Source organism: Rhodopirellula bahusiensis (assembly GCF_002727185.1).
GTDB classification, from domain to species: Bacteria; Planctomycetota; Planctomycetia; order Pirellulales; family Pirellulaceae; genus Rhodopirellula; species Rhodopirellula bahusiensis.
Window position 1 is genome coordinate 142,098 of the sequence record NZ_NIZW01000011.1, and the last position, 26,515, is coordinate 168,612.

The window sequence follows — 26,515 nt, forward strand, 5'->3', positions numbered from 1 at the left end:
GCTGCCGAACTTTTTTACCAGTTTTGCGTTTTCCCGAACAAGACAATGACGACACGATGACCAACGACCGCGACCGTCTAAAACTCTGCGACTTCACTCCGCTGGAGCTTGAAACCGAATTGCTGAAGCCGCTCGGAGAACTTAAATGTCGGTTCGCCATCAACGATGAGGGGAGTGTCGTCAAACTCTACGCTTCGAAAAATCTGACCGACGAGCACACCCAGCTCATTCTCGCCTTGCCGAATCTCAAGGCATTTTCCTCTACGAACCTCCGGCCTTCCTCAACTGGCCTGTCAGATGCTGGCTTAGCTGCTTTGCTTTCCAACCCAAACCTGGAAGAAATCGAATGTCACGGGAATCAGAAAGTGACCGGGGCCTTTCTCCGTGATATGGACCGGAATTCATCTCTCACACGTATCGGCCTTCCTCACTGCTTCATCGATGATGCTGGCCTCGCTTTGGCTCGCGATAGCTCTTTGACCCACATATCGCTTCGAGGTTCGCTAATATCAGATGCATCGATTGATGCTCTCTGTTCGATGCGGCATCTCAAGCAGGTCCACGTCAAGGAAACTCGTGTCACTTCAGTCGGTCTCGATCAGCTCAGAAAAGCACTTCCGAATTGCTGGATCGATCGATTGGACCGACCAAACGACGGTTGATGGGTCGTCCTGCCGAATGAGATGCCCCCTTCCCTTCCACCTCGGAACCACACATGAAATCCTCTCCATTCTGGTTGGCTTCGCTTTTCGTTCTCATTGGAATCGTTCCCCACAACAGGGTCGCGTCCGCAGACGAGGCAACCAAGCAACCTCAACCGGACGCAACGCAGTGTTGCGTCGAGCTTTCCGAGTTTGAACTTGAGGAGCCTATTGCGATTGAGCTCGATGAATCCGAGGTGATCCAAGCGATCCTTCAGTCTGGTGCAAAGCCGGTCAAAACAATCCGGTTGACGGCGATGCCAAACACTCCGTGTCACGTTCAAAAAGGAAGGCAGATCGCGGTGGTGACATCCACGATGACGCGCGGCGACGTCACAACCCGCCAAACCAAGGAGGTCGAAATTGGGACCACCCTCCGTTTTCAGTTTGCTGACCATCCCGAAGGTTTCTTAGCCAACATCGACTATGCAACGGCCCGTGTCGCAGGCGACGAGAAGAGCGACTCAGCCCCGGACATTCTGAGCAGTAGCATCCAAACAACTCAGGTCTTCGTCCCCGGCAAAATGCGTCTCATTTCAACGATCGGATCGGAGCAACTCACTGCCGTTGTTGTCACCATTCACGAGATCCATCGCACGGCAGCAGATCAATCCCAATGAGCTTGAGCGGACGACGAGAACCACTTCGCCAAGGCAAAAAGGGTCAGCCATTTTGCTGACGAAACATTCCCCGTTTGGCATTCGCATGGTTGTCAAACACATGGCGTCTCAAGTGGGTGTCGGATTCCGCAATTCCTATCCCGAAGGGATTGCAGATGGTAGCCGTTGGTTTGAACGCAGCGAACACCAACGGATTCAAGCGACAAACAATTCCCGCCCGAGAAAGGGTCGCAGATTCTGCGACCCTTTCTGGGGCGGTGTGAGGGCAAGCTTTTTGTTTCCGGTTGCCTGCTACACTTCTTTGGCGTCTATCCCTCGGTGGTCGTTGCCGCGTCAGCGCTCGCATTGTGTTATGCGCTCTACCAGTTCGCACCTCAATATGTCGGACCAATCGAAAGGGCCGCGTTCGATACTGAGATCCCTGGACGACAGGTCTATCTCTTCTGTGGATCAAACGCCGCCGAATTCGAGCGATTTGTTTCAAAACTTGACGAGTTGGTGAAGCGGGCTCGCCCGCAAGCTGAAATGGCCGAGACTGAACCGACGCAGAGCAACACAGGTGAATAACGAACGCCCTCAACCGTTCCTGCCCCGAGTTCGATTCGCGTTTCTTGAGACTTCCCGATGACCACCAAGCCAACAGCCCTCGTTTTGATGTTCCTCTTGGCCGGTTGCGGCGGTGAAACCAAGAAGCCTTCCGTCGCGACGCCAATCGATCCGCTCTACGAACTCATCGTCTCTGACCTGGCGAAAGGCGAGCCTCCAGTCCTCGACTTCGTAGGCACACAAGTTTGGATCAATCCTGAATTCTGCAACGGTGACAGCCTCTTCTACCGTTGGAGCACGGAAATTGAAATGGACGACGAGCTCGTTGAAGCACTGCAACGGGCAAGCGAACAAACGAGTCCATTTCCTGTTCATGGAGATTTCGGGCCTGATGGACGCGTGACTGAAATCGCGTCCTTCCAAGAAGATTTTTATTACCAGGACGACAACACACAAGTGGATGCGAAGTGCATGATCCAGTTCTGGCGTCCTGGCTACACACCCGACGGCAATCGCGCGGTCATCCGCTTTTACTACGGTCCGTCATCCCATGGCGCGGTGGGCACCTATGTCTTCCAGCACACGGAAGACGGCTGGAAGATCGTCGCATCAAAGATCGACTACTACGCCTAGCCGAACACTGGCTTCATTTGGCGATCAGAACCTACCTAGCGCTCGTGAAGCTCAATTAGAAGGTCAAATTGGTTCGGCCATTGCGAGCGGCGTATATTGATCAAGGTTCCTGCACATCAAATGGTGAAAGATGCGTTAACCCGGAGCTACCGTTGCTCTAAAGCATTTGCATGCCGTCCTCCGATCTCAAAAATTCAACTGAACCGCAATCCAGTGACGCAACCATCCAACGAAAAGCGAAAGCTCACCGTCGCGAGACTTGCCTCTCCGGCGATCGCACATTCACTGGAGCGTTCCCAAATAGCGAAGTACCACACCAAAGGCGGACACGGGTTCACTGCTGAAGATGCCAATCATCTCGCAGACGTCTTCCATGGAAAACGTGCTGAAATCGTCGGAATGAACAACGAAGTGAATGGTGCCGATCGAATCGTGAACGGATTGAGGATTCAATCAAAGTACTACCAGACTGCTGCCAAGACAGTTGCTTCGGCGTTTGCATCCGATTCCGGCCTGTACAGATACGCCCAGCAGGTGCTTGAAGTCCCGAAAGATCAATATGACGCTTGCGTTGAACTCATGCGAAAACGGATCGCCGCTGGCAAAGTGCCCGGATTTGAAAATCCGGCTGACGCTGAGAAGCTCATCCACAAAGGAACGGTGACTTACAAGCAAGCAAAGAACATCGCGCGTGCGGGAAACATTGATTCACTGGTGTTCGATGCGAAGTCGCAGGCGGTTACGTCCTCTTATGTACTCGCAATTTCATTCACGATCACATTTGCACATGACTACTGGCACAGCTGTCGCATCGGCGATGCTGCCAAATCGGCCGCGAATAGATCGTTTCTTGCGAGTGGCACGGCACTAGTGACAGGTGTCATCAGCGCTCAGGTGCTACGGAGCCGAGCTGCCGCGGTTGGTGTTGCTTCCGTTCGTCGGGGCGTGAAAAATGTAACTCGCTCGTCCATTGGACGCAGTGCCGTACAACGACTCGCAACGGGGTCCCTTGGACGTGCCGTCTACGGAGCTGCCGCAGTCAACCATGTATCGAAGCTGCTTCGAACCAACGCTGTGGCGGCGACTGTGGCAACAGTTGCGACGGCGGGACCTGACTTCTACAAAGCCGCCTTTGATCGCTCCATTTCCTGGAAGCAATTCACAAAAAACGTTTCAGTAAACGGTTTCGGAATCGCTGCTGGTTCCGCGGGATGGCTAGGTGGTTCCGCAATAGGTGCTGCAGTAGGAAGTGCTTTGCCTGTCGTCGGAACCGCAGCCGGAGGAATTGCTGGCGGCCTCTTAGGAGCGTTCGGAATTGGCACGGCCGGATCAGCGGCAGCCAAAGCTGTGGCAGACAAAGTCGTTGATGATGATTCCCAAGCAATGCTGCGGCTGATGCAAGACGAAGTTCAATCACTCGCGTTTGAATACATGCTTTCCGAACCCGAGATTGAGATGCTGGCGAAACGAGTTGCCGCGACTGTCACTCCCGACTGGCTCCGGCAAGTTTACAAAGAAGCGAATGGATTGTCAGACGATGAAACCACACGCCGTTGCCTGCGAAACGCTCTCCGTCCCGAATTTGATGCACTAGCGAAAGCACGCCCCAGAGTCACTTTGCCCACCGAATCAGAACTCTCCTCTTTTCTCTCCGACATTGCGAACGCGGCAAACGACAAACAACCAGAATCCTCGAGCAATGATTGCTGATCTCCACCTGACCTGAGGTTGCATTCCCCCCCGGGGGTTTGATAACGCGAAAGCAATTCACTCCTCATTCATGCAACCAGACCGTGGTTTCGATGAATCAACTGATCCAAACGACCACATTTTTGGTGGGCATTCTTGTGCTTGTGGGCTGCAAATCAGCTCCCAAGGACACTTCTGAGATGGACGCCATCCTCAAAACCGTGGTCTACGACACGTCGGTTCCGGTCATCCCAGCGTCGTTCCCCGTCGCGCAATCGCCCTCGGCTCCTATGACATCGGAACCTGTGGCAACGGCACCGAAGCCGAAGGTCACATTGGCTGAACGAGCGGGAGCGGCCGGACGATTTGTTGGCGATGGTCTGAAAGCGACCGTAGGGCTCGTGTTACTGGGCGGAATCAAGATTGTTGAAGCATCCCTTGGTTTAGGCGACGATGATTCCACGAGCTATGGAAGTGCGGACAGGAATTTCAACCAATGGCTCGACGATCGACGTCGTTGGCGGGAAAATGACTGAGGAGCGAACGATGAATCAGGTCGTGCCACCTCCCTCACGTGCACCTTTTGAAGTTGTTTTTTTGTTGAATGGCCAACGCCCAAACAGCTCACATGATGATGCCCGATCATTCCTGCCGACCTGCTTAGGACAATTCTCCCCCCAAACTTCGTTTCGGGAGAGGGTCTTAAACGCTGAAACCGGGCAAACCGCAGCGACAGATATCAGCACTGCCGTCAACGTGGCAGGCGCGACCTTGGCGATGTACGCTTTCCTGTTCGCCAGTGATTCTGATTCCGTAGCTTTCAAGTGACGCTTCCATCCCGTGATCATCCCCGAAACGCCCGAGCATTTTGACGCAGTGCGTCAATTGACGATCGAAGTTTTTGCTGCCTCGACGTTGGGACATCATGGTGAAGCTGACCTCATCGTTGCCTTGCGTCAGCGCTGCGAACACACGCTATCATTGGTCGCGATGGAGGATGAACGTGTCGTCGGGCACATTCTGTTTTCGCAAGCTGAAATTCGAGAGCCAGATTTGTTGGCAACGCAATGCCCGACGCTGGGAACTCCCATCTTCGGCATGGGTTTGGCTCCGATGTCGGTGCACCCATCGCACCAACGCCGCGGCATTGGCTCCATGCTGGTCAAGGAAGGACTTCAGCGTCTCGATGAACTTGGCAACCGATTCACGATCGTTGCCGGGCATCCGGAATACTACCCTCGATTCGGTTTTCGCCCCGCTCAAGAATTCTCCGTTTCGCACGGATTTCAAGGAATGCCACAGGATGTGTTCTTCCTCCGCCCGGGGCCGTCCCAAGACGATGATGTATTTTCCGGCGGTCGAGCCCACTACCATTCCGTCTTCGGACCACAACACGAAGCGTAACAGTTCGACAAGCAGTTCTCCCAACCGCGGAGCGGTGACATCTGATCGCCTCGGATTTCAATCCGAGGTTTCAGTTCTCCTCCGCCCACACAAGTGGCGGAGCGGCGACAATTGGTCACGGCACCAGAACAACTGTCGTCGCTCCGCGACTTGGATGTGATCCATTGCGAACATCCTCACCTTGGGTTGAAACCCAAGGCTGGCAACTGTCGTCGCTCCGCGACTGGTAGTGTCCGAATCCGCCGAACGGTTATCTTCCATGCATTCAATCACTCGCGTACCTCGAACACGCCCGCTATCGCAAACTGTTTTCCAACAATCACTCATTTAAAATGAAACGCCCCAACACCGTATTTTGCTTTTGCGACATCGAAGCCGCGTTTGGCATTGGCAACTCGGATGATCGCTCAAACGAGGTCTATCTGGACCGGCATACGGGAAATACGCTCTTTTTTTTGCCGTTGGGCGACTCGGACGACGTACCGGACGATCTCGACGACACGTCTCGCTACGTTGCCATACCCGACACGCGTCCGCTCGGACTCGGCTCACAACTTGCAATCGATTTTGCCTCTGAAATCGCTCCCGAGTTGCTCGATCAAGTTCGCTATGCCTTCCACAAACGGGGAGGCTTTCGTCGCTTAAAGGACCTCCTGTATCAGAGTGACCTGCTCGATGCATGGCACAAGTATGCGGGGGAAAAAGAACATTCTGTCATCGTAAAATGGTGTGCCGACAACGACATCCGTTACACCACCCCGTCATCCCCGGCCAACTGACTGGGTGTTGCCCTGCCAAGGAACGCAAGTCCTCGAAGGCCATGACTTTCCTCCGAGATGACGTTTGCTTCCCGTTCAGTGACCTGGTGCTTTCAAGCTGTTCAAAAACACAATCAACAATCGCTGCTGCCCATCGTTCAGCCTGAGATAGTTGCGTTTGGATGGAGCAGCTTCTCCACCATGCCACTGGATCGCATCCACCAGGGTTTCGGCTCGGCCGTCGTGAAGATAGGGGGCTGAATCAGCGACTCCCCACAGTGGCGGCGTCTTCCATTCTCGCTGCAATGCGTCCCAGGAAAGTGGGTACCGCACCTTCAAATCGACTTCGCTGACTTCGCCGCGGGGAAACTGCGGTTGCTGCGGATAATCCATCGGGATCGCCAATGGAGTCCCGGTTGCAACAACGACGTCTTCGGACCGCGAATTGGAACGGCCGCGATCGCCTCGCGGGCCCCTGCGATCCCGCTCTGCCCCAGGCTTTGAAACCGTTCCCCCACCACGGCCATAGCGATTGGAGTACGCCCCCGCAGGATTCGCTGAAGAGGAGCTGGCCAACTGATACGCCGGAGCCGGCAAAGGATCTTGCAACTCGGCCCCCATGTCATGCAACAACAAGTCGCTGTAGATTCCCTTCGCTGGAATCACATTCTCAATGTGACAGGTTGCACATCCAATCGAATGAAACACCTTTTTTCCACGACGAACCTGCTTGCGTTCTTCTCCCGACAACATTTGCATGTTGGGAGCGGGAAGACCGGCGACGTAACTCGTCAGATCCGCGACTTGGTTCGTGGTGATATCGGGTGCGAGACTGACATAGCGAGGATCCGCTGGATCATCGGATTGCCGGATCGTATCGCCGACGTTCAGCCCCAACTCCTTCGCACAGGCACCCGCAACAAATCCGGACAACGTATCGACTTGGCCCCGCCAACCATACTTGCCTGCCACTCGACCGGAAATCAATCCTCCCGAGGAACGGGTCTGGGACAAAGCGATCGCATTCAATCGATCCAGCGAAATCATCTCGACCAGTCCCATGCCATGCAGCGGTGTTGTATTCCGTTGACTGAGGTAATAGTCGAGTGACTCGTACCGTCCTGCGATCACCGGTTGTTCCGCAATCGCTTCCACGCTTCGCTGCTGCGAATCGAACCACTCGGAAGGAAGCCCGTTGGTAACGCCGACAGACAAGCGTTGACGGATTTCGTCATAGCCGGGACGAGTGGAGGCGTCATGGACAATGGTGTTGAAAGACAACGTGTTCCCCGACACCAGACCGGGAAAGAATTCCATGATTGAGTGGCGGAGTGCACCACGTCCCTGGCGGTCATCGGCATCATCAAAGAACGGGGACCGCGGATCCACGGTGATATGAGTCACGTTGTGGATCACTCCCGATGCCCCACCGCCGGGATGACACGCGGCACATGAAACAGCGTTGTGCATCGGGCCCAAGCCATCTGCAGGGAACCACTGTGCATCAACTTGGCGTTCGGACGTCCAATGCCGTCCCTCTTCATGGTGCGGCGGACGACGCCCATGTCTCATCCGGCGTTCGCCTCCACTCCTTCTCGGCAAAGACATCGGACCGACGGTGTCAAATTCAGCGAACGTTGGTTCTCGTTCGACAAACACCCATTCCTGCTCAAACAACTCACGTCCCGCGGCCGGATCCTCCGCCATTCCTTGAGGGGTGATGAGCAGAACCAAGATCAGCCCTCCAGCCCATTCAGTCCGATGGTTGACGGCCATATCACGCTCCTTCGGCGGCGTTCGAAAAGCAAGTTTGAAAAAGGCGGCGAAACAATCCCCACTTACAAGAAGGACAAATGCCAACCCGAGTTGTCACACAGCCAATCGCTTCGCCGTTCGTCGATTGCATTCTCGTGATAACACGGAAACAGACGGTCCCCTCCATGATGGCGAACGCTTTGGTTCGCACCATTTGTCATTTGACTTTACCTAGGAACACCGTCATGAAACGTCGCGTCCCCAACCGTCGTCGCTTGTTCGTCCAAAACCTTGAAAATCGTCGTGTCCTCGCTGGATGCATGGGCGTGGATGCTGCGACCGACGACCTGGCAACCGAAGAGGTCGCCGAAGTCGCCTCCGCCGTCGCTGGCAGCACGATCAAAGACATCGATTCGGCCGCGATCGAATCCGCGACTGAGGCGACCGACGAACTCGAAGACAGCGTCGACAGCACCGTTGAAGAACAAGACACCGCCAACGATGAAACAAGTGAGGACGCCAGCCTCGATCAAGAACTCGATCAAGACGACGCCTCAACCGAAACGGAAGGCGATCCTGGCCATCGGCCTCACCCACGACGGGGACCTCATCATCCCGAGATGACGTCCGACGCTCTGAACGCCGACACGATGGGTGAAGATGGCGGCTGCGCCGATGAAGACACAGAAGCGGACACAACCGAAACCATCGACGAGACCGATTCACTCTCGGACGAATCGACCGACGACCTAGCCACCGACGAAACCGATGTGGACTCTGAACTAGTCGATGACAAGGAAGCGGATGAAATCGTCGAAGAGGAGGACGCCACTCTCGTCTCCGATTTGGATTCAGAAGCAAGTGACGAGTCAGAAGTGACCGACGAATCAGATTCCAGCGACGAAACTGAATCCACAGACGAAACTGATGACCTCGATGAAGCAACCGAGACTGCTAGCGAGACCACAGTCACCGACGTCGATTCGGTCGACACAGACGATACCGAGGACGAAGACTCCTCACTTTGCCTGATCCACGAAGAACTCGACAGCATCTTCGCTGAACTGGGAAGCCGCGATTTGGCCGACGCTCAGATCTACATTCTGATCTGATGGTCGCTTCCGCTGCGTTTCCATCTGAATACATATTGCCGGGCCGAAAGGTCCTGAAAGGCTCCAAAATGCCGCCGTAGCACAAAAGCTGTCGAACCTCGCTCAATAGTGGTAAAATGGTCTCCGGTAGCTTGGCGATACCCCGTCATCAAGGCCCCAAGGTTTTCGCACACGAAAACTCTGTTGTGGCAACCGGCGAGACAGCTAGGCTATAGACATTGACTCCAACAGCGATTCGTCGCTCCCACCTTCGTCCTGCCTTGCTCCCTCCACCGTTTGCCAACCCACGCTTGCGTGTCGTTGTCGCCTTCATGCCCGAGACACTTGCGCTCGGAGCGAATGAAACTTGGATGCACCGTCGGATGATCGTTTGAGTTCGGTCAGACCTGTTGATTCAAAACAATCGACCGTGAACCAAGTTGAAAGTTCGATCATGCTCAGTCGTAGAAACTTGTTGCAAGGAATCGCAGCAGGCGCCGGTGCCGCCATGGGTGCCTCGCTGTTCCCGGAGCGTCTGCTGGCATCGCCGGTTGGGAACACGACTCCCAAACGAATCATCTTCTTCATGCAGAACCAGGGATTCGATCCCAAAACCTGCATTCCGGCTGGGATGAAGCACAGCGGATCATTGGGCACGGCCAAACTGCCGGAACCCATCAGTGCTTTGGAACCCTACAAAGATCGCTTGCACATCATCAATGGTTTGCACGGCCTTCACACCAGCCCATCGCACAGTGCCTTCTTTGGTGCACTGGGTGGTTATCGAGGAAGCGATGGTGTGCCGCCGAGTGGCTCGACGATCGACTATGAACTCAGCAAGGTTTTGCCGCAGACATTGCTGCCGCATCTCTGTATCGGGATGGACTCGATCGAGAACATGAAGACCAAACCAACCATCGCGACGCTATCGGCGAGCGGTGCGGGGCAGCCCATCTTCATGCATTCCAATCCGAACCATCTGTATCAGATGCTTTACGGCGGAATCTCATCGGGCGACATTCGGTTGCAACACGAAGCTCGATCGAGTGTGCTCAGTCAGGTCGAAAGACTCGCCGCCAGCAAGGGGCAGTCTTTGCCGCCGTCCGATCAACAGCGTTATGGCCAATACGTTCAAGGCTTCCAAGAGGTCAACGGATTGCGAGACCGACTCGACACCGTTTCGGATCACCTGCGGAAGTTTGCACCCGAAGTCGATGAGCGTTACAGCAATCCCGAGTTTGAAACTGATTGGCATGATCGCTTGCTTGACCTGGGCATCTCCGCTCTTTCGTCGGGCATCACCAACACGCTGACGATCGGTTCCGGACGCGGCGAAATTTTCGGTGCTTGGAAAGGACTGGGCATCGAACAGCAAGGCCACAACTTGGGCCACATGGAACAACCCGACAATCCAATCTGGATCAAAATTCGGCAATACAACAGCCGCATGCTGGTTCGGATCATGGAGAAACTCGACAGTGTGTCCGAAGGCAGCGGCACGATGATGGACAACACGTTGATTGTCTACACCAGCAACAACGCCGACAAGCAGCACACCAACGGAGCGAACTGGCCCGTCATGCTGCTGGGCAATCTCGACGGTGCATTCAAAAGTGGGTGCTTCACGCAAGTCGAAGGCAAACGCCCGATCAATGCGCTCTACACTTCGCTATTGCGTGCCGCGGGGCAAAATGTTGACCGATTCAACATGGACGAAAAGATGGCGAAGAAGTATGACGACAGCAATGGTCCCCTCAAAGAAGTGCTGGCGTAACGATGCTGAAGACATTCGGGATTGATCGACTGCAATCGTTCGCATTCGTGATCGTGCTGCTTGGGTTGACGCCTCTTTCGCACGCGGAGACCTACACGCCAGGCCAACCAATCAATCAAGATTTCGCGGGATTCGCGGAGCCGTTTTTGGCGGAGCACTGCGTCGACTGTCACGGCGAGTCCGATCCCGAGGGTGATCTCTCACTTGAAAGCCTGGGGCCGATCGACGCGATCAATGCGAGTGTATGGACCAGTGTTTGGGCACAAGTCAGCCTGCAGGAGATGCCTCCGCCGGACATGAGTCAGCCCGAGGTGATCGAACGTCTCAAGTTCACCGACTGGATCGTCAGCGAGCTCTCGCGAGTGATGCACGACAAAGGCGGCTTCAATGCTGATCAAGATCCGAACAAAGGCAACTTCCTGGATCATGAGCTTCTGTTTGGTGCGCTGCCCGATGGCATACAACTTGTCCCGACGTCGTCGCCCGCCCGCATTTGGCGAGTCACGCCTCAGGAGCACATCACACGCCTGAATGAGCTCATCAACACCGAGCCAAGATACGATCCAAACAAACCAGGCCTGCGTACGCACGGCGATGCGGTGCCAACCAACCATGGCGGTGAACTGAAACTCTATTTCGGCGTGGATCGAATCATCAAATGGCAGGGTGGCACGGTTGCTTACGCCACCGCCGTCAAAAGCGTGCCCGCCGTGCTGTCATCACCTCGTAATCATGGGCTGAAGAATTACCCTGACTTCTCGACGGTCAACAGTGCCGAAGCGACGCAGATCATGGGAATTGCAAGCGACATCATTCGTTACATGGCGGACGGCCCGCTCAGCATTGCGGAGTCTTACCAAATTACTGATGACCCGCAATCGATTGCCGACAAAATGCGAGGTGATCTGCGTGGGCTGCCGACCAGTTTGGTGTACAGCACCAAGACCAAGCGGCCGATCACCCCGGTCCATCACCTCATGAAAGAGGATGTCAATACCGACGAACGGGTTCGAGCAGCGGTGGACTTTCTATTCGAAGCGTTGACGTTTCGCCCACCGAGCGAAACCGAGTCGGATAGCTACGTCGAGATTGTCGAGCAGTCGATTGATAAGTTGGGAGTAAAGGACGGTGCGGTTCTTGGACTCTCAGCCATTTTCCTCGATCGCGATGCACTCTTCCGGCCTGAGTTGGCGCGGGAAGGTGCACCAGACGAGCATGGCCGCGTCATGCTGCAAGATTGGGAACTTGGTTTGGCGGTCAATCACGCATTGCGCTACATCCAACCGGATGCAGATCTGCGTCAATCAATTGTCGATGGTCGCATGCGAACCAAGGAAGATGTGAAACGCGAAGTTGAACGCATGCTGGCGGACGACAGCCTCCGAAAACCGCGAATCCTGCAGTTCTTTCGAGATTACTTCGATTACGACCTCGGCGGCTACATTTGCAAGGACACCCGTGCACTCGAGGAAACGGGCGTGAACAGCAAGGGTGTTGCTCACTACAGGGCCATGTTCGACGCGACAGCCAGCACCGATCGTTTGATCGAGCTGATCCTGCAGGAAGATACCGAGGTGCTCAAGCGACTGCTGACAACCGACCAAGTTGTCGCTAGCAACGCAGACAGCACTTACTTCGGCAAACAACGTTCTCGTGCGGAAGCTTCTGCCTCGGTGAAAGCCGAAAAGGCTGCTGCGAGAGAAGCAGCCCTGGCTCTTGCCGAGTGGAAGAAGGCCAATCCTGACAAAGAACCACCGGAAGGCAAGCAAAGCAAGAAGAAGCCAAAGATCAATCACGCGGTCACGGAAGTCAAGCTGACAGGTCCGGACATCTTCGCTCGGGTGAGCCAACGTAGCTTTGGACGTGGTTCCATGAAGCCCGAACGAACTCTCGCGACCGCGCCGGAAGGGGAACGGCTGGGGATTCTGACCCATCCAAGTTGGCTCGTGTCTCATTCCGACGCCATGGACAATCACGTCATCCGTCGCGGTCGATGGATCCAAGAACGTTTGATCGGCGGTGCTATTCCGGACGTCCCGATTACCGTCGACGCGATGCTGCCCGACGAGCCGCGCACGCCGCTTCGCCAGCGCATGCGTGTGACTCGCGAGGAATACTGTTGGACGTGCCATCAAAAGATGGATCCGCTTGGCTTTCCATTCGAGATGTACAACCACGCGGGGCTGTATCGGGAAGTCGAATATCGCGAACCTGTTGATACGACCGGCGAGGTCATCGATTCAGGAGATCCGACGCTTGATGGCAAAGTCGACAACGCGATCGAGCTGATTCAAAGACTCTCGGAGAGCGAACGGGTCGAACAAGTCTTCGTGCGTCATGCGTTTCGGTTCTGGATGGGACGCAATGAGACGCTCAACGATGCCCCTGTTCTGCAAGCGGCCCATCGGGCGTACCGAGACAGCAACGGCAGCATGAAAGCGTTGCTGGTTTCGCTGCTCACCTCCGACGCGTTTCTCTATCGCACGCGACACGACTCCGCGGTTGTCAGCGAAGACTGAATCGTTTGGTCTTCGAACGATACCAAGGATTTTGCATAGGAGATCTTCTTGGCATGGCGGGCCGGGCGGATCGATGCGTCACTTGAGGACTCTTGCTTTTCCGCGATTCGTTGAAGCGCACAAGATGTTCTCGGGATTCTGCTAAGCTGAATGAGGAAAGTATTCGCCCATTCGCCGTTCGGGAGATGCGAGATGGACATCGATCCGAAAGAACCGGTTGACGTTCGACTGTATTCCGCGCGGCGTCGATTCGACCTCGCTAGCATCATCGTTGCCACAACCTTCTACGCGGGCATCTTCGCTTTTTGCCAGGCTATCGGAGCTCCCGTTGGTTTCACAGCGACAGTCGGTGCCTTCATCGCGTTGGTAGCGATCACACAAGCATTGTTGTGGGGTGGTGCAAAGCCACGACTCGCATCGGTTCTCACGGGGTCAGTGACGTTCGTAGTTGTAACAGTGGTGAGTTGGCGTTTCCAATCGACTCATCTGCTACCATCCACTCTTCTTTCACAGATGATTTTTGTCACCATCAGCGGTGCGTTTTGGGGATACATCACCGGGACGCTGGTCGGATCGGTGTTCATGGTCGCCGACCGCTTCCGCAGACGCGTTGCCAAATAGTGCGCGAGTGTTCTTCATCGAGCGTGATGCTGAATCAAATGCCCGTTCGTACATCGATTGATGTCGGTTCGGTGACCCTACCAAACGAACGTTGTGAGGCGATTCACCTGAAGCTTCTGAGACGCCTGCCTAACCTTGTTCGAGTCCACTCCAACCGTACGTTGACCCAGGCAGAGCATCGGACGATTCAGAACAACGTTCGCATCGGAACTTACCTTTTCTACGATGTTCAGACAGCGAATGGCGAAACGTGTAACTTGAGATCCTTCCGAGTGGGATACCACCGAGTTGACCAAGACACCAATGGCGACGGAGTGATTGACGAAGAGGATGAAATCAAATGGATTCGCAACCCATGACTGATTGGCATCGGAAGCTATCGAAGTTGCAACTGACTCTGATCGGGGCCCACTGCTGTTTGATCTTTGCGTGGTCGGTTCAAAATCCAACTATGTTCAAGATGTTTTTCGTGTTGATCGGATTGCCTGGGATGACAATCATCTCTCTCGCGGACCGCGCGAACATCTTCGACATCCTTCGTTGCTACATTGCAGGAGGCTTGGGTGCGTTGGTTGCATTTCCAATTGCATTCCCATTCTCACTTCACATCGTTTTCATCAGTGCATTTGTGGGATGGGTGCTGGCCGTCATTTTCAATCAGGGTCTGAGGCATCGGCGGAGTTTGCCTGAACAGACTACAGATCCTGAAGCACCGAACATGGATGGAGAAGGCAATGAACAGTTGTCACTTCACTCGATCATGAGGGACAACAATTGATTTCGAATCCATTTGAAACGCCACAGGAGTTGCCTGACGCACACGAACCGAAGCCAACCTTTGTGTCTGCGAGGCTAGCCTTTCTGATTGGCTGTCGCAACGGCTTTTTCTGGTCGGTCTGCCGATTGCTTGGATCGTTGTTCCGGCCATACCGCGGCATCGTGCGTTTGATGCGGAAGGCAAGGTCATTCCTATAATTGAGGAGTTCGGTTGGGTCGGATTGATAGAGCGGGTGGCTCCTGTTCTCATCTTCCTTTCAGCCATTTGGACTGTCTCGGCGGGCATTTTCTCGCTGCTTAGCCATGCTCGTCAGAGTCAAGCCAATACCGGGAAGCAAACTCCGATGAAGGATTAGCAGACGTTGCGTCAGCAGACACGATTCTCCGTGGGGAGACGCCCCCCTCCGTGCGGGCGGCGGTGTAGAATGACCGTTTGTCTTCTTTCATTTTCGCATCCTCAACATCGACTTGCCACCCGGAATCGTTCATGGACATGCTGCTTAATCTCTTGGCGATCATCGCGATCGGGGCCGGTGTTATTGGCTGGCTTTGGATCACCGTCATGGCATTCAGCGAAGGTGAGATCCTTTGGGGCATTGGGTGCTTGATCATCTCGCCGATCTCATTGGTTTACGGGATTCTCAACTTTCAAGAACTGAAGATTCCAGTTCTGATGCTCGCGATCGGCTTTGTCGCGAGAATCGGGGTGGGGGCGATTGCCTTTGCTGCGACCTAAAGAACGTCCGGCGGACAAGGCGGAATAGCTATGGCGTTCAAGAGTCGCCTACCTTCAATGCACACAAGCATGGCTTGGACGCAATGAACCGATTGCGAGACGGCTATTGTTGCTGGACGCGCGGAACCACCTCGCGGAAGTTGGCTTGGGGACTGAGCCTCTCTTCGATCGGATCGTTCATCGTTACCGCGATTGCGCTCGGGCTGATGATTGATGCAAAGTTCGTGCAACCTTCAGCCTCGCTGATCCTGGGAGTACTGCTCGTATTCGCCGGCGTCTCCTTCGGTGTGCTCGTATACTCACGAAAGTTTCTGTTCGCTCTTCTTCTCAATATTCTTTGTTTTGCGGCATTGCAGTGGCTTCTGATAGCAATGGTGCCAATCATGTTTGCGTTCTCATCGATGGGCACCTCCCATCGGCACATGGATCGAGTGATTGCCCCCTCTGAATTGCAAGGCACTTGGACGCCAACCGAACAAACGTTGGATTTTTTGTTTCTGTCAGAGCGATACCACTTGAGCGGCGAACCTCACTTCATCGAGCTGAACGCAGATGGGAGTGCTCGGTTCCGTTCGTTCAAAGATGGGGCGGGAAATCGCGAGAGTCGATTTGGCTATTTCCGCGGCGATGGGTCTTGGGAGTTGCTGCCCAAAGAGGCTGGAAACAGACATTCTCACCAGCGACTGGAGTTGACGCTGGAAGGGGAACTTTGGCCGACAACGCAGACATACTATCTTGCTGAACGTCGCGGACGGATCTTTCTTTGGACAGCCATCGGCGATCCATTCGCGTTTGACTACCTCGAACACGTGAAGAATGCACCGGCTGATCACTGAGACTGCTATCTTGGGTCAGCCATCCTTGACTCCATCGACGGACACTTTGAATGCCTTGGAATTGCCCATCGTGCGGCGGCACGACTGAATTGGGATACAATGTTTGCCGAAAGTGCGGCGCTGCTCGGCCCGGCTCTGATCCCGATCAAGTCGCCGTCCAATTGGTAATGCCGATGACCACCACGCCGACGTTCGAGACGCATACGATCGAGGCCTACCACGGTCCGGTCTTTGGCGAAACCATCTACGGTGCAAATGTGTTGAGGGATATCTCGGCCGCATTCACAGATGTGGTCGGCGGACGGTCGGGCGCCTACGAAAAAGTTCTGATTCGTGGACGCAACATGGCAATGTCAGAAATGTCTGAGCGTGCGACGCAGTTGGGAGCGAACGCGGTCGTCGGCATTCGTTTTGACTATTCCACCGTGGGTCGAACAATGCTGATGATCTGCAGCAGCGGAACCGCGGTCACGGTGACGCCACGTCAAACCGGTCACACTGGGTGACTATCATCTTGCCAATACAAGCTTCTGAGCTTGTATGCCGCCGACTCCAGCCAATTCCAAAAACGAAAGCTGTTCGTTGATTCGCCTACTTTTGAGCCCATCGCCACGGTTCCTCTGCGTTGTTGTTCTCTGCTTTGTTGCGGGCGGTCCCAGATGGGTTCTGGCCGACAACTACGAACTAGCATTTTCTACTTTTCTAGGTGGTAGCGATTGGGAACACGCTCGAGACGTTTGTGCGGACTCCGAAGGCAACGTTTACATCGTGGGTGGAACCGTTTCGACCGATTTCCCAACCACGGAGGGTACATTTCTGCGAGTTCACGATCGCTCGGGAGCGCGAATTGATAGTGCTGGTCACTGCGATGCGTTTGTTTGCAAATTCGATCGAGACGGGGCATTGGTTTGGTCAACGTTGCTCGGCGGACCGAACTATGACCGTGCTTACGCGGTCGAGGTCGACTCAGAAGGCAGCGTCTTCATCGCCGGCAGAGCGGGTCCAGAATTCCCGGTGACGGAAGATGCTTTTCAGACAGAGTTCCAGGGATCCAAGCAAAGCATCTATGGGATGCAGAACGGCTTCATCACCAAACTCAGTCCCGATGGATCGACGTTGCAGTGGAGTTCCTATGTCGGTGCCAATCAACTGTGCCGCGATCTTGCCATCGACGAGGAAGGGTCGGTGTACCTACCGCTTTGCTACACCGGAGTCGGTCCGACACCGCCAAGTGAATGGTTCGCGAATGCATATCGGAAGCAACCGATCGGCGGTGCGGACGTCGGCGCGATCAAGGTCAGCGGCGACGGCAAGAACGTGATTTGGGCGACTTGGATGGGCGGTTCGGGCGACGAGGTTGGCAACTGTGGATTGCGACTTGACCGGGATTCAAACGTTTTCCTTAACTTCACCACCAATTCGACGGACGTCCCGACGACATCGCAAGCTCGCCAACGCACCTACGGTGGTGGGGCCGATTCCTTCATCGCCAAGCTCAGCCCGAACGGCGAAAACCTTTTGTACGGAACCTACTTCGGCAGCACCGGCAACGAAGAAGGAAACAGCACCCACAGCATGGCTGTGGACTCTCGTGGCAATGCGTACCTCGCGGTTTCGACCACCAGCAAAGATTTGCCAGTCACGGAAGGAGTCGTGCAAAGCAAATTTGCCGGCGGCGACCGGGACATGGTGATCGCAAAATTTTCGACGCAAGGTGCTTTGTTGCAATGCACGTATTTGGGCGGAACGGACAACGAAGGTCCCGATGGTGTCTACGCGGATGAGCGTGGCAATGTGTTTTTCACGGGCAATGTTAAATCGGCCGATTTCCCCGTCACCGACGATGCTTTGCAACCTGTTCAATCCAACCCCAGCGACGCGATCGCGGTGGTCCTTTCGGACGATTTCTCGCATTTAGAATTCAGCAGCTACCTTGGCGGCGAAAGCTATGACGATGGACGATCGTGCTTTCTCGATGAAGCGGGAAATCTGTACATCACAGGATCAACGAACGGTCCTGGCTGGCCGATGAAGTCGGCTCATCAAGCCACATTCGCTGGTGGCGGAGGCGGAAAAGAGCTGTGCTACAAAGGCGGCTGCTTCGCCGGCGACGTGATACTCGCCAAAATTGCGTTCACAAAATAGCGGCAGGACGCCAGCCCTCCGGCGCCCAGGCAACCGGCCCAAGCAGAACCAACCTGCAATTCGAGATCGGACAATTCAGTCCACCAAAAGCCGAAGGCGTGCATGAGAACTCCCACACACGCCTTCGACAGATAGCTAAGACTTTGACCCAACTCAACCAATCACTTGGCTGCTAATTCACCGGCGTCCGCCGACGCTTTCGCATCAAACCGGTCGAGGTTCATGACCTTTGTCCAAGCGGCCACGAAGTCTTCGACGAACTTCTCCTTTGCGTCTTCACTGGCGTAGACCTCTGCGATTCCTCGCAATTGCGAATTGGATCCGAAGACCAAGTCCACTCGGCTGGCCGTCCATTTCATGTTGCCTGATTCGCGGTCGCGACCTTCAAAGAAGTGCTCGCACATCGGCGACTGTTTCCAGGTAGTGTTCATGTCCAGCAGGTTGACGAAGAAATCATTCGTCAACGCGCCCGGACGCTTCGTCAATTTGCCGAGGTCCGCGAGCGGTCCCGCACCGACGTTGGTGTCGAGGGCACGCATGCCGCCAACCAATACGGTCATTTCAGGAGCAGTCAACGAAAGCAAATTCGCTTTGTCGACCAGCATCTCTTCGGCGGGACGGTCCGCGTTGTGACCTTGGTAGTTGCGGAACCCGTCGGCGATTGGCTTCAAGGGCTCCAGTCCTTCCACGTCAGTCATTTCCTGCGTCGCATCGGTGCGTCCAGGTGTGAATGGAACCTGGATCGCATGCCCAGCCTTCATCGCTGCGGCTTCAACACCCGCACAACCACCGAGCACGATCAAGTCAGCCATCGAGACCTGCTTGCCGTCTTTGCGTGATCCGTTGAACTCCTTTTGTACAGCTTCCAAAGTGGAAAGAACCTTGGCCAATTCGGCTGGCTCGTTGGCTTCCCAATCTTTCTGCGGTGCCAAGCGAATTCGGGCCCCGTTGGCTCCACCACGCATGTCGCTGTTTCGGAACGTGGAAGCGGATGCCCACGCGGTCGAAACCAGTTGCGATGATGACAAGTCGGTCGCCAGGATCTTTTGCTTCAGCTGCTCGATCTCTTTCGAACCGATCACGTCGAAGGTGGCTTCGGGCACAGGGTCTTGCCAAAGTTGCGGTTCAGGAACGCTGTCGCCAAGCAATCGCGAAACTGGTCCCATGTCACGGTGCGTGAGTTTGTACCAAGCTTTTGCGAACGCCTTTTCGAATTCTTCCGGGTTGTCGTGGAATCGACGCGAGATCTTTCCGTACGCTGGGTCCATGCGAAGGGCCAGGTCGGTCGTGAACATCATCGGTGCGTGCGACTTCGATTCATCGTGTGCGTCCGGCACGGTGCCTTTGGCGGCTTCATCGGTCGGCGTCCATTGCCAAGCACCCGCGGGACTCTTCACCAGCTTCCATTCGTAGCCAAACAAGTTCTCGAAGTAGCCGTGCGACCATTCTGCGGGCGTGGATGTCCAAGCACCTTCCAAGCCACTGGTGATTGTGTCACCCGCGTTGCCGGTACCAAGCTTGTTGATCCACCCAAGTCCCTGCGCGGTCAATCCTTCGCCTTCGGGCTCGGCACCAACGTTACCTTCTGGAGTCGCTGCACCGTGGGCTTTTCCGAACGTGTGTCCGCCAGCGATCAAGGCAACGGTTTCCTCATCGTTCATCGCCATGCGTGCGAACGTTTCGCGAATGTCTTTGGCCGCCGCGATTGGATCTGGCTTGCCATTGGGACCTTCTGGATTGACGTAGATCAAACCCATTTGCACCGCAGCCAACGGGTTTTGCAGATCCCGATCGCCGCTGTAGCGTTTGTCACCGAGCCACGTGGTTTCTGGACCCCAGTAGACATCTTTCTGCGGTTCCCAGACATCTTCGCGGCCGCCGGCAAAGCCGAATGTTTCGAAGCCCATGTCTTCGAGAGCGCAGTTACCGGTCAGCACCATCAAGTCGGCCCAAGAAATCTTGCTGCCGTATTTCTGTTTAACTGGCCAAAGCAATCGACGAGCCTTGTCCAAGTTCGCGTTGTCAGGCCAGCTGTTCAGCGGAGCAAAACGTTGCGTGCCATCGGATGCACCGCCACGTCCATCGGACACTCGATAGGTACCGGCGCTGTGCCAAGCCATTCGGATGAACAACGGTCCGTAATGTCCGTAGTCGGACGGCCACCAGTCTTGCGACGTGTTCATCAATTCTTTGATGTCCGTTTTGACGGCTTCCAAATCCAACGAGTTGAATTCAGCGGCATAGTCAAAGTCTGCGCCCATCGGATTGCTCTTCATCGAGTTTTGATGGAGCATGTCCAGGTTCAGTTGATTGGGCCACCAATCGCCGTTGCCCATTGCACCGGAGACCGTGTGCCGATTTGGGCCGGCTGGGTTGCCCATGACGGGGCATTTGCTGAGCGCATCGGCCTGCGAAGTCGCTTCTTGAGCGAACAGGCTTGCGCTGGTGGAAGCAGCCAAGCATCCGAGGGTCAACGCGACCGGTCGAATGGAAACGGGGCCACGAAAAAGTCGCTTCGCGAATTGACGACAGAATTGAGCTGTCGTCGTTGGTTGAGTCTTGTAGTTAGCTGTGGAGTTCATCGTCCGCGTCCTCATAAAGTTGCAAACAGGTCCCAAGCTGGTTTGCTTGGTGCAGATGGGTCACTCACTAGTATCGGGCTCGGGAAGCAAACGTCCAATGCATTCCTCGCATCTTCCGCATGCGTTTTGTGCATGAGGGGTTTTGTCCACTAGGGAGCCTTGCGGCTCCACACCGGCACGCTACGGCGTTTTGGGGTGCAAACGCGAATTGGGTGCTCAAAATGCACTAAGATATGCATTCGATCGATCACTCGATTCCCGCCTGACTATCACCCGCCCCATTTCGTCGCTCGCTTTCCAATTCCGTGGCTGTTTGTCACGGATGTGGACATCTCGCCGAACCAGCTCTGCGACGAAATTCTCTCCGTATGAAAACGCCATGTTTTTCTCGAAGATGACCAGCTTTGCCACGCCCGCGATCCTGGCTGGGTTGCTGACATGCACCACAGTCTTAGCCGAGCGACCTCCGACGGGAGTTCCCGAAGGAGTCGAAAAGGTCCTGCGAATCGAACCGCGACCCGGGAACGGTCGCAACAGTGAAGGTGACTTTGTTCGGCTGAAGGACGGCCGCTTGTTGCTGGTCTACACCAAGTTCATTGGAACGGGAGACCACGCGCCCGCCGAATTGGTTTCGCGGGTATCGGAAGATGGCGGTGTGACTTGGACGTCCGATGATGAATCCGTGATCGAACGTGGTGAGGAAGATGCGAACTTGATGTCCGTTTCGTTGTTGCGGTTTCAAGATGGTCGGATCGGATTGTTCTACATCCGCAAGTACGATCCCACTCCAGAAGCCAAGCATTTGTTCCTGGACGACATTTTGATGCGAACGAGTTTGGATGAGGGAGTGAGCTGGTCTGAACCAACTCGCATTGTTCCGAAAGACACCCCGTCGTACAGCGTCCTGAACAACGACCGAGTGATCCAGCTTCGAAGTGGTCGATTGGTCGTTCCGTTGGCGGTCCACTATCGAGTCGGTTGGCCGGGATACCGCAAATCCGCTGAGATGGTTTGCTACCTCTCCGATGACGGCGGGACAACTTGGCAACGCAGCACGAGTGCGTTGTCCTCAAAATCGCTTGCACAGGAACCGGGCGTGGTGGAGTTGAGCGACGGTCGGTTGATGATGTTTTGCCGGAGCGGAAAATTCCAGTTGCTGTCATATTCCGATGACCAGGGTGACACTTGGAGCGACTTGACGCCGTCCACCTTCACCCAGCCCACTGTTTCGCCCGCGTCGATCGAACGAATTCCATCGTCCGGCGATTTGTTGATGCTGTGGAACAATGGCGACGATGAACTGGCGATGAAAAAGCCGGTCGGTCGTCGGCCGTTCACCGCCGCGATCTCGAAAGATGATGGCCAAACTTGGCAGAACATCCACAATGTCGGAACCGACCCGGAGGGCTGGTATTGCTACACCGCGATTGAGTTCGTCGACGAGCATGTCTTGCTGGCCCATTGTGAATACCCACGACTCAATTCGTTGCAACTGACCCGCATCCCGGTGTCTTGGTTCTATCAAGGCGATGATGTCTCGGCCGATCAAGGACAGGATGCGGACAACTCACCGCAATCCACGCTGGACTATTCCGTGTCGTTGGAAGTTGCCCACCAGGGTTTTGATGGCAAAGAGTGCTGGGTGCATGCTCGTGTGGGAGCAATCCCCGGAGACGATGGAGAGCCGACCGCGGTGATGACGACTCAGAAGTTGTTGCTGTCGGGTTCGGATGTCTTCTACCGTTTGCATGAGTCCCGCAAGCCAGCAGGTGCGGACGCGTGGTCGGAACTGAGTCCCATCGATTCATTTTCTCGTCAGAAGGTCCAAGGCGATGTCACGCCAAGAGGCGGCGAAGCGGCACCTGAGTTGTTGAAAGAGGGTGACGAAACCACCGTCTGTGATTTTGTTCCTCAGTGGCATGCGGCAAGCCAACGTCTGCTGGGAATTGGACAAACGGTTTGGTATCGCAACAACCGAGTCATGCACGTTCGGCCCCGCGGGATTGCGTACGCCGTGGTGGATCCGAAGGACCAGCAGTGGAATGACTGGAAAGTCGTTGAGTTGCCGGACGAACCACGCTTTCGTAACGCGGGATCCGGAAGTGCTCAGCGAGTGGATCTGCCCGGCGGAGACGTGTTGGTGCCGGTTTACTGCAAGGAGCCCGATCGGAAACAATTCTCGACGTTGATCGTGTGTTGCCGATTCGATGGGGAGACGCTGCACTACATCGAGCACGGGAATGCAATGACGATTCCGGTTGAAAGGGGTATGGCTGAACCGTCTCTGACGCATTTTGACGGACGATTCTACATGACCATCCGAAACGACCAACATGGTTATGTCGCAACAAGTGACGATGGATTGCATTTTGATGAACCCCGGAGTTGGAGGTTCGACGACGGCGAGGATTTGGGAAGCTACAACACTCAGCAACACTGGGTGACCCACAGCAATGGGTTGTTTCTGGTCTACACACGTCGCGGTGCAAACAACGACCACGTTTTTCGAAACAGGGCTCCATTGTTCATTGCTCAGGTGGATCCACAGAAACTTTGCGTCATTCGATCCACCGAACGCGTCTTAGTGCCGGAGCATGGGGCGCGGCTCGGGAACTTCGGAGTCACTCGCGTTTCGCAAGACGAAACATGGGTCTCGGTGACCGAATGGATGCAACCCGCTGGAGTCGAGAAGCACGGCAGCGACAATCGAATCTTCATCGCCAAGCTGAAATGGAGTCAGCCGAACGAACTCGCATCGATGGAGCACAACCCGGGGCTTGAAGCGGACCCGACTGCCTATTGCCAACCACCGAGAGAACTGGCGAAGGAGCTTGGTGACTGCCGGTCACCATTGATCTTCGAAGACGGGACGCGGGTTACGAAGGCGAGCAATTGGCCTCGCCGGCGTGAAGAGATCCGTTCTCGGTGGGAATCATCGATGGGTGAGTGGCCGGCATTGATTTCGGATCCACAGGTGAAGATTTTGGAAACGGCCAAGGTCGATTCGTTGACGAAGCACACCGTTGAATTTCAGTGGACACCCACGGAGCGGACAACCGGCTACTTGCTGATTCCTGACACCCCAACATCAGCCTCCCGCAAGTTACCCGCGGTGTTGGCGGTTTACTACGAACCTGAAACGGCGATTGGTGAAGGCAAGCCACACCGTGACTTTGCGTTGCAGTTGGCTCGTCGAGGCTTCGTGACTCTTTCGATCGGTACGACCGACGCCTCGCAAGCGAAGACCTATTCGCTGTATCATCCGTCGATCGATGACGCCTCAGTCCAGCCCTTGTCGATGCTGGCCTGCGCCGCTGCGAACGCTTGGCAGGTGTTGGCCGACCGCCCAGAAGTCGATGGGGATCGAATCGGCGTGGTGGGGCATTCCTTTGGCGGCAAGTGGGCGATGTTCGCAGCCTGCCTCTCTGAGCGTTTTGCTTGTGGCGTTTGGTCGGATCCGGGGATTGTGTTTGACGAATCGATGTCCGGCGTGAATTACTGGGAGCCTTGGTACCTAGGATATCACCCACGCCCGTGGAGAAGTCGCGGGATGATCACGGATGACAATCCGGCGAAGGGTTTGTACCCACATTTGGTGTCGGATGGACACGACTTGCACGAACTGCACGCGTTGATGGCGCCGCGACCGTTCCTCGTGTCCGGCGGATCAGCTGATCCGATTCACCGTTGGACAGCTCTCAATCATTCGGTCGCCGTCAATCAATTGCTCGGCCACGACGATCGAGTTGCAATGACAAATCGGGCTGATCACTCGCCCAATGCGGACTCCAACTCGTTGATTTATGCCTTCTTTGACAAGCATTTAGCGAAGAACCGACAGGCATCAAACGACGAGTCGAATTGAAGGAGTTCCGCAACGGGAACTCGGGGCAGGCAAAGACACACTGATTCAATCTGAAACACTCGCGGGTAGGAACCGATGGTATTGTGTTGCCATTGAAGAGGCGATCTACGCCGATTCCAGACACGTATCGATGGATGCTCTCGATGTCTCGCAAGAAAAGCATGTTTTTCCGGATCGCCTTCTCGGCAATCGCTGTGACCATCGTGTCGCTGGTGTCGATCAGCGGTTTCGCTCAATTTCGGTTGCGTGCCAGGGCGACCGGAACGAGCGTTTCTTTTCAGCATGATGGAAAGGAACGGGAGTACCGAATTCACGTGCCGGGAAATTTGCCAGACGACTCAGAAGTCCCGCTGGTCGTGTGCTTTCATGGCGGAGGTGGCAACTCTCGAATGGCTTCCATGATGGGATTGACCCCCGTTTCTGATCGCGAGGGTTTCATTGCTGTGTACCCGAACGCGATCGACAAACACTGGAACGATGGTCGCGACTCACCCATGTTCGCCGAACACGACCAGGCGATTGATGACGCTGCTTTTGTGATGGAGTTGATCGAACGGGTCTGCAACGAACATCCCATTGATCGCGATCGCATCTTTGCGACCGGGATTTCCAATGGTGGATTCATGACTCAGCGTCTGGCCATTGAACACTCCGAAACGTTCGCGGCCGTTGCGGTTGTCATCGCGACCATGGGAGAACCGCTGAGCAAGCGATTCAAACCCGAATCACCGGTTTCGATTCTCTACATGAATGGCACGAAGGATCGACTGGTTCCTTACGATGGTGGTCCGGTCGTCAAGCCTTTGATGAACCGATTCAATCGAGTCGAAGGCCACGAGGATGCACCACGTGGACGCGGTATATCAACCGACGACGCGGTCGCAAAATGGGTTGCTCACAACCAGACCAAACGCGACCCAAAGATTGAATTTGTCCCGGACATCGATGACGAAGACGGTTCGCACATCGAAAGCAGTCTTTGGGAAGGAGGCAAACGCGGCACTGCCGTGATGCTCCACAAGGTCGTTGGTGGTGGGCACGGCATCCCCGGCGGATCTCAGTATATGCCCGAACGCCTGATTGGAAAATCCAATCAAGACGTTAATGGCTTCGACTTGATCTGGGACTTTTTTCAAAAGCACGCGCGTGAACCAGCCAAAGCCGGTTCTGACGCAACGGAGGAAGAAGTCGCTGCACAACCAGCCTCAGCAAACGCCACCTTCCAGTAGTGGAGAGTCGCCCGACCTGACCGCGTTTGATGATCGGATGCAGAGCATTTGATGCATCCGTCACAACCGAACGGATCGGTACGGTGTGTTGTCAATGCGCTGACGTGCAGTTGGAAACACATGCTCATTGAATCGTTCTGTGACCCACGCTTCCACCAGCAAAGCTGTTTGCTGAGAAGTTGTGAGTCCGTTGAACGATAGAAGAGAACTCGATGAATTGCGAATCCTGCGGCG

General features: G+C 55.1%; 22 protein-coding genes. 20 read left to right on the forward strand and 2 right to left on the reverse strand.

Features of this window, described 5'->3' with window-relative positions; genetic code table 11:
• Positions 1 to 56 precede the first annotated feature (56 nt).
• The 8 genes from CEE69_RS15705 to CEE69_RS15745 all read left to right on the forward strand — a co-directional run bounded on the left by CEE69_RS15705 (position 57) and on the right by CEE69_RS15745 (position 6,372).
• A complete protein-coding gene (locus tag CEE69_RS15705; protein ID WP_143549260.1) occupies positions 57 to 662 on the forward strand; it encodes a hypothetical protein in 606 nt (201 codons plus the stop codon).
• 53 nt (positions 663 to 715) lie between these two features.
• On the forward strand, positions 716 to 1,321 hold the full coding sequence (locus CEE69_RS15710) for a hypothetical protein (protein WP_099261570.1): 606 nt from the start codon (positions 716 to 718) through the stop codon (positions 1,319 to 1,321).
• A gap of 624 nt (positions 1,322 to 1,945) precedes the next feature.
• Positions 1,946 to 2,500, forward strand: coding sequence for a hypothetical protein (locus tag CEE69_RS15720; protein WP_099261571.1), 555 nt, complete (start codon positions 1,946 to 1,948; stop codon positions 2,498 to 2,500).
• Between the two features lie 213 nt (positions 2,501 to 2,713).
• Complete coding sequence (locus CEE69_RS15725) at positions 2,714 to 4,210, forward strand: hypothetical protein (RefSeq protein ID WP_099261648.1); 1,497 nt, start codon at positions 2,714 to 2,716, stop codon at positions 4,208 to 4,210.
• A 92-nt stretch (positions 4,211 to 4,302) separates the two neighbouring features.
• Entirely contained in the window at positions 4,303 to 4,725 is a 423-nt protein-coding gene (locus CEE69_RS15730) for a hypothetical protein (RefSeq protein WP_233215271.1), read from the forward strand.
• A 10-nt stretch (positions 4,726 to 4,735) separates the two neighbouring features.
• Positions 4,736 to 5,017 (forward strand): hypothetical protein, encoded by a 282-nt coding sequence (locus tag CEE69_RS15735; protein ID WP_143549261.1) that lies wholly within the window; start codon positions 4,736 to 4,738, stop codon positions 5,015 to 5,017.
• 12 nt (positions 5,018 to 5,029) lie between these two features.
• Positions 5,030 to 5,593, forward strand: coding sequence for a GNAT family N-acetyltransferase (locus tag CEE69_RS15740; protein WP_099261573.1), 564 nt, complete (start codon positions 5,030 to 5,032; stop codon positions 5,591 to 5,593).
• A 332-nt stretch (positions 5,594 to 5,925) separates the two neighbouring features.
• Complete coding sequence (locus CEE69_RS15745; RefSeq protein ID WP_099261574.1) at positions 5,926 to 6,372, forward strand: UPF0158 family protein; 447 nt, start codon at positions 5,926 to 5,928, stop codon at positions 6,370 to 6,372.
• A 75-nt stretch (positions 6,373 to 6,447) separates the two neighbouring features.
• On the opposite strand, the gene CEE69_RS15750 is transcribed toward CEE69_RS15745, so the two are convergent.
• Positions 6,448 to 8,127, reverse strand: a complete 1,680-nt coding sequence (locus tag CEE69_RS15750) for a di-heme oxidoredictase family protein (protein WP_099261575.1) — start codon at positions 8,125 to 8,127, stop codon at positions 6,448 to 6,450.
• A gap of 224 nt (positions 8,128 to 8,351) precedes the next feature.
• On the opposite strand from CEE69_RS15750, the gene CEE69_RS33215 reads away from it, so the two are divergent.
• From CEE69_RS33215 to CEE69_RS15810, 10 genes are all read left to right on the forward strand, one after another.
• Positions 8,352 to 9,218, forward strand: coding sequence for a hypothetical protein (locus CEE69_RS33215; RefSeq protein ID WP_233215272.1), 867 nt, complete (start codon positions 8,352 to 8,354; stop codon positions 9,216 to 9,218).
• A gap of 433 nt (positions 9,219 to 9,651) precedes the next feature.
• Positions 9,652 to 10,971, forward strand: coding sequence for a DUF1552 domain-containing protein (locus CEE69_RS15765; RefSeq protein ID WP_099261650.1), 1,320 nt, complete (start codon positions 9,652 to 9,654; stop codon positions 10,969 to 10,971).
• Positions 10,972 to 10,973: 2 nt separating this feature from the next.
• Positions 10,974 to 13,490, forward strand: coding sequence for a DUF1588 domain-containing protein (locus CEE69_RS15770; protein WP_099261577.1), 2,517 nt, complete (start codon positions 10,974 to 10,976; stop codon positions 13,488 to 13,490).
• Between the two features lie 192 nt (positions 13,491 to 13,682).
• The gene (locus CEE69_RS15775; RefSeq protein WP_099261578.1) at positions 13,683 to 14,111 is read left to right on the forward strand and encodes a hypothetical protein; all 429 of its coding nucleotides are present in this window, start codon (positions 13,683 to 13,685) and stop codon (positions 14,109 to 14,111) included.
• 38 nt (positions 14,112 to 14,149) lie between these two features.
• A complete protein-coding gene (locus CEE69_RS33220; RefSeq protein ID WP_233215273.1) occupies positions 14,150 to 14,470 on the forward strand; it encodes a hypothetical protein in 321 nt (106 codons plus the stop codon).
• Entirely contained in the window at positions 14,467 to 14,889 is a 423-nt protein-coding gene (locus CEE69_RS15785) for a hypothetical protein (protein ID WP_143549262.1), read from the forward strand. The genes CEE69_RS33220 and CEE69_RS15785 overlap by 4 nt, the downstream gene beginning before the upstream one ends.
• Before the next feature lie 486 nt (positions 14,890 to 15,375).
• A complete protein-coding gene (locus CEE69_RS15795; RefSeq protein WP_099261581.1) occupies positions 15,376 to 15,624 on the forward strand; it encodes a hypothetical protein in 249 nt (82 codons plus the stop codon).
• An 83-nt stretch (positions 15,625 to 15,707) separates the two neighbouring features.
• Positions 15,708 to 16,460 carry a hypothetical protein gene (locus tag CEE69_RS15800; RefSeq protein WP_099261582.1) on the forward strand — a complete coding sequence of 251 codons (753 nt, stop codon included), beginning with the start codon at positions 15,708 to 15,710 and terminating at the stop codon, positions 16,458 to 16,460.
• A 50-nt stretch (positions 16,461 to 16,510) separates the two neighbouring features.
• Positions 16,511 to 16,966, forward strand: a complete 456-nt coding sequence (locus CEE69_RS15805; RefSeq protein ID WP_099261583.1) for a YbjQ family protein — start codon at positions 16,511 to 16,513, stop codon at positions 16,964 to 16,966.
• A 76-nt stretch (positions 16,967 to 17,042) separates the two neighbouring features.
• Positions 17,043 to 18,605: an SBBP repeat-containing protein gene (locus CEE69_RS15810; RefSeq protein WP_233215274.1), complete on the forward strand. Its 1,563-nt coding sequence runs from the start codon at positions 17,043 to 17,045 to the stop codon at positions 18,603 to 18,605.
• A 161-nt stretch (positions 18,606 to 18,766) separates the two neighbouring features.
• Here the strand turns inward: CEE69_RS15810 and katG are convergent, their stop codons facing one another.
• Positions 18,767 to 21,187: a catalase/peroxidase HPI gene (gene katG, locus CEE69_RS15815; protein ID WP_099261585.1), complete on the reverse strand. Its 2,421-nt coding sequence runs from the start codon at positions 21,185 to 21,187 to the stop codon at positions 18,767 to 18,769.
• Between the two features lie 379 nt (positions 21,188 to 21,566).
• On the opposite strand from katG, the gene CEE69_RS15820 reads away from it, so the two are divergent.
• Together CEE69_RS15820 and CEE69_RS15825 are read left to right on the forward strand one after the other, a co-directional pair.
• Entirely contained in the window at positions 21,567 to 25,052 is a 3,486-nt protein-coding gene (locus CEE69_RS15820; RefSeq protein ID WP_099261652.1) for an exo-alpha-sialidase, read from the forward strand.
• A gap of 143 nt (positions 25,053 to 25,195) precedes the next feature.
• The gene (locus CEE69_RS15825) at positions 25,196 to 26,281 is read left to right on the forward strand and encodes an alpha/beta hydrolase family esterase (RefSeq protein WP_158231035.1); all 1,086 of its coding nucleotides are present in this window, start codon (positions 25,196 to 25,198) and stop codon (positions 26,279 to 26,281) included.
• The last annotated feature ends 234 nt before the right edge of the window (positions 26,282 to 26,515 follow it).

Bases quoted from the DNA above. Each gene is read 5' to 3' on its own strand.
- CEE69_RS15705 (WP_143549260.1), top strand. From the start codon at position 57: ATGACCAACGACCGCGACCGTCTAAAACTCTGCGACTTCACTCCGCTG.
- CEE69_RS15710 (WP_099261570.1), top strand. From the start codon at position 716: ATGAAATCCTCTCCATTCTGGTTGGCTTCGCTTTTCGTTCTCATTGGA.
- CEE69_RS15720 (WP_099261571.1), top strand. From the start codon at position 1,946: ATGACCACCAAGCCAACAGCCCTCGTTTTGATGTTCCTCTTGGCCGGT.
- CEE69_RS15730 (WP_233215271.1), top strand. From the start codon at position 4,303: ATGAATCAACTGATCCAAACGACCACATTTTTGGTGGGCATTCTTGTG.
- CEE69_RS15735 (WP_143549261.1), top strand. From the start codon at position 4,736: ATGAATCAGGTCGTGCCACCTCCCTCACGTGCACCTTTTGAAGTTGTT.
- CEE69_RS15745 (WP_099261574.1), top strand. From the start codon at position 5,926: ATGAAACGCCCCAACACCGTATTTTGCTTTTGCGACATCGAAGCCGCG.
- CEE69_RS15750 (WP_099261575.1), bottom strand. From the start codon at position 8,127: ATGGCCGTCAACCATCGGACTGAATGGGCTGGAGGGCTGATCTTGGTT.
- CEE69_RS33215 (WP_233215272.1), top strand. From the start codon at position 8,352: ATGAAACGTCGCGTCCCCAACCGTCGTCGCTTGTTCGTCCAAAACCTT.
- CEE69_RS15765 (WP_099261650.1), top strand. From the start codon at position 9,652: ATGCTCAGTCGTAGAAACTTGTTGCAAGGAATCGCAGCAGGCGCCGGT.
- CEE69_RS15770 (WP_099261577.1), top strand. From the start codon at position 10,974: ATGCTGAAGACATTCGGGATTGATCGACTGCAATCGTTCGCATTCGTG.
- CEE69_RS15775 (WP_099261578.1), top strand. From the start codon at position 13,683: ATGGACATCGATCCGAAAGAACCGGTTGACGTTCGACTGTATTCCGCG.
- CEE69_RS33220 (WP_233215273.1), top strand. From the start codon at position 14,150: ATGCCCGTTCGTACATCGATTGATGTCGGTTCGGTGACCCTACCAAAC.
- CEE69_RS15785 (WP_143549262.1), top strand. From the start codon at position 14,467: ATGACTGATTGGCATCGGAAGCTATCGAAGTTGCAACTGACTCTGATC.
- CEE69_RS15795 (WP_099261581.1), top strand. From the start codon at position 15,376: ATGGACATGCTGCTTAATCTCTTGGCGATCATCGCGATCGGGGCCGGT.
- CEE69_RS15800 (WP_099261582.1), top strand. From the start codon at position 15,708: ATGAACCGATTGCGAGACGGCTATTGTTGCTGGACGCGCGGAACCACC.
- CEE69_RS15805 (WP_099261583.1), top strand. From the start codon at position 16,511: ATGCCTTGGAATTGCCCATCGTGCGGCGGCACGACTGAATTGGGATAC.
- katG (WP_099261585.1), bottom strand. From the start codon at position 21,187: ATGAACTCCACAGCTAACTACAAGACTCAACCAACGACGACAGCTCAA.
- CEE69_RS15820 (WP_099261652.1), top strand. From the start codon at position 21,567: ATGTTTTTCTCGAAGATGACCAGCTTTGCCACGCCCGCGATCCTGGCT.
- CEE69_RS15825 (WP_158231035.1), top strand. From the start codon at position 25,196: ATGTCTCGCAAGAAAAGCATGTTTTTCCGGATCGCCTTCTCGGCAATC.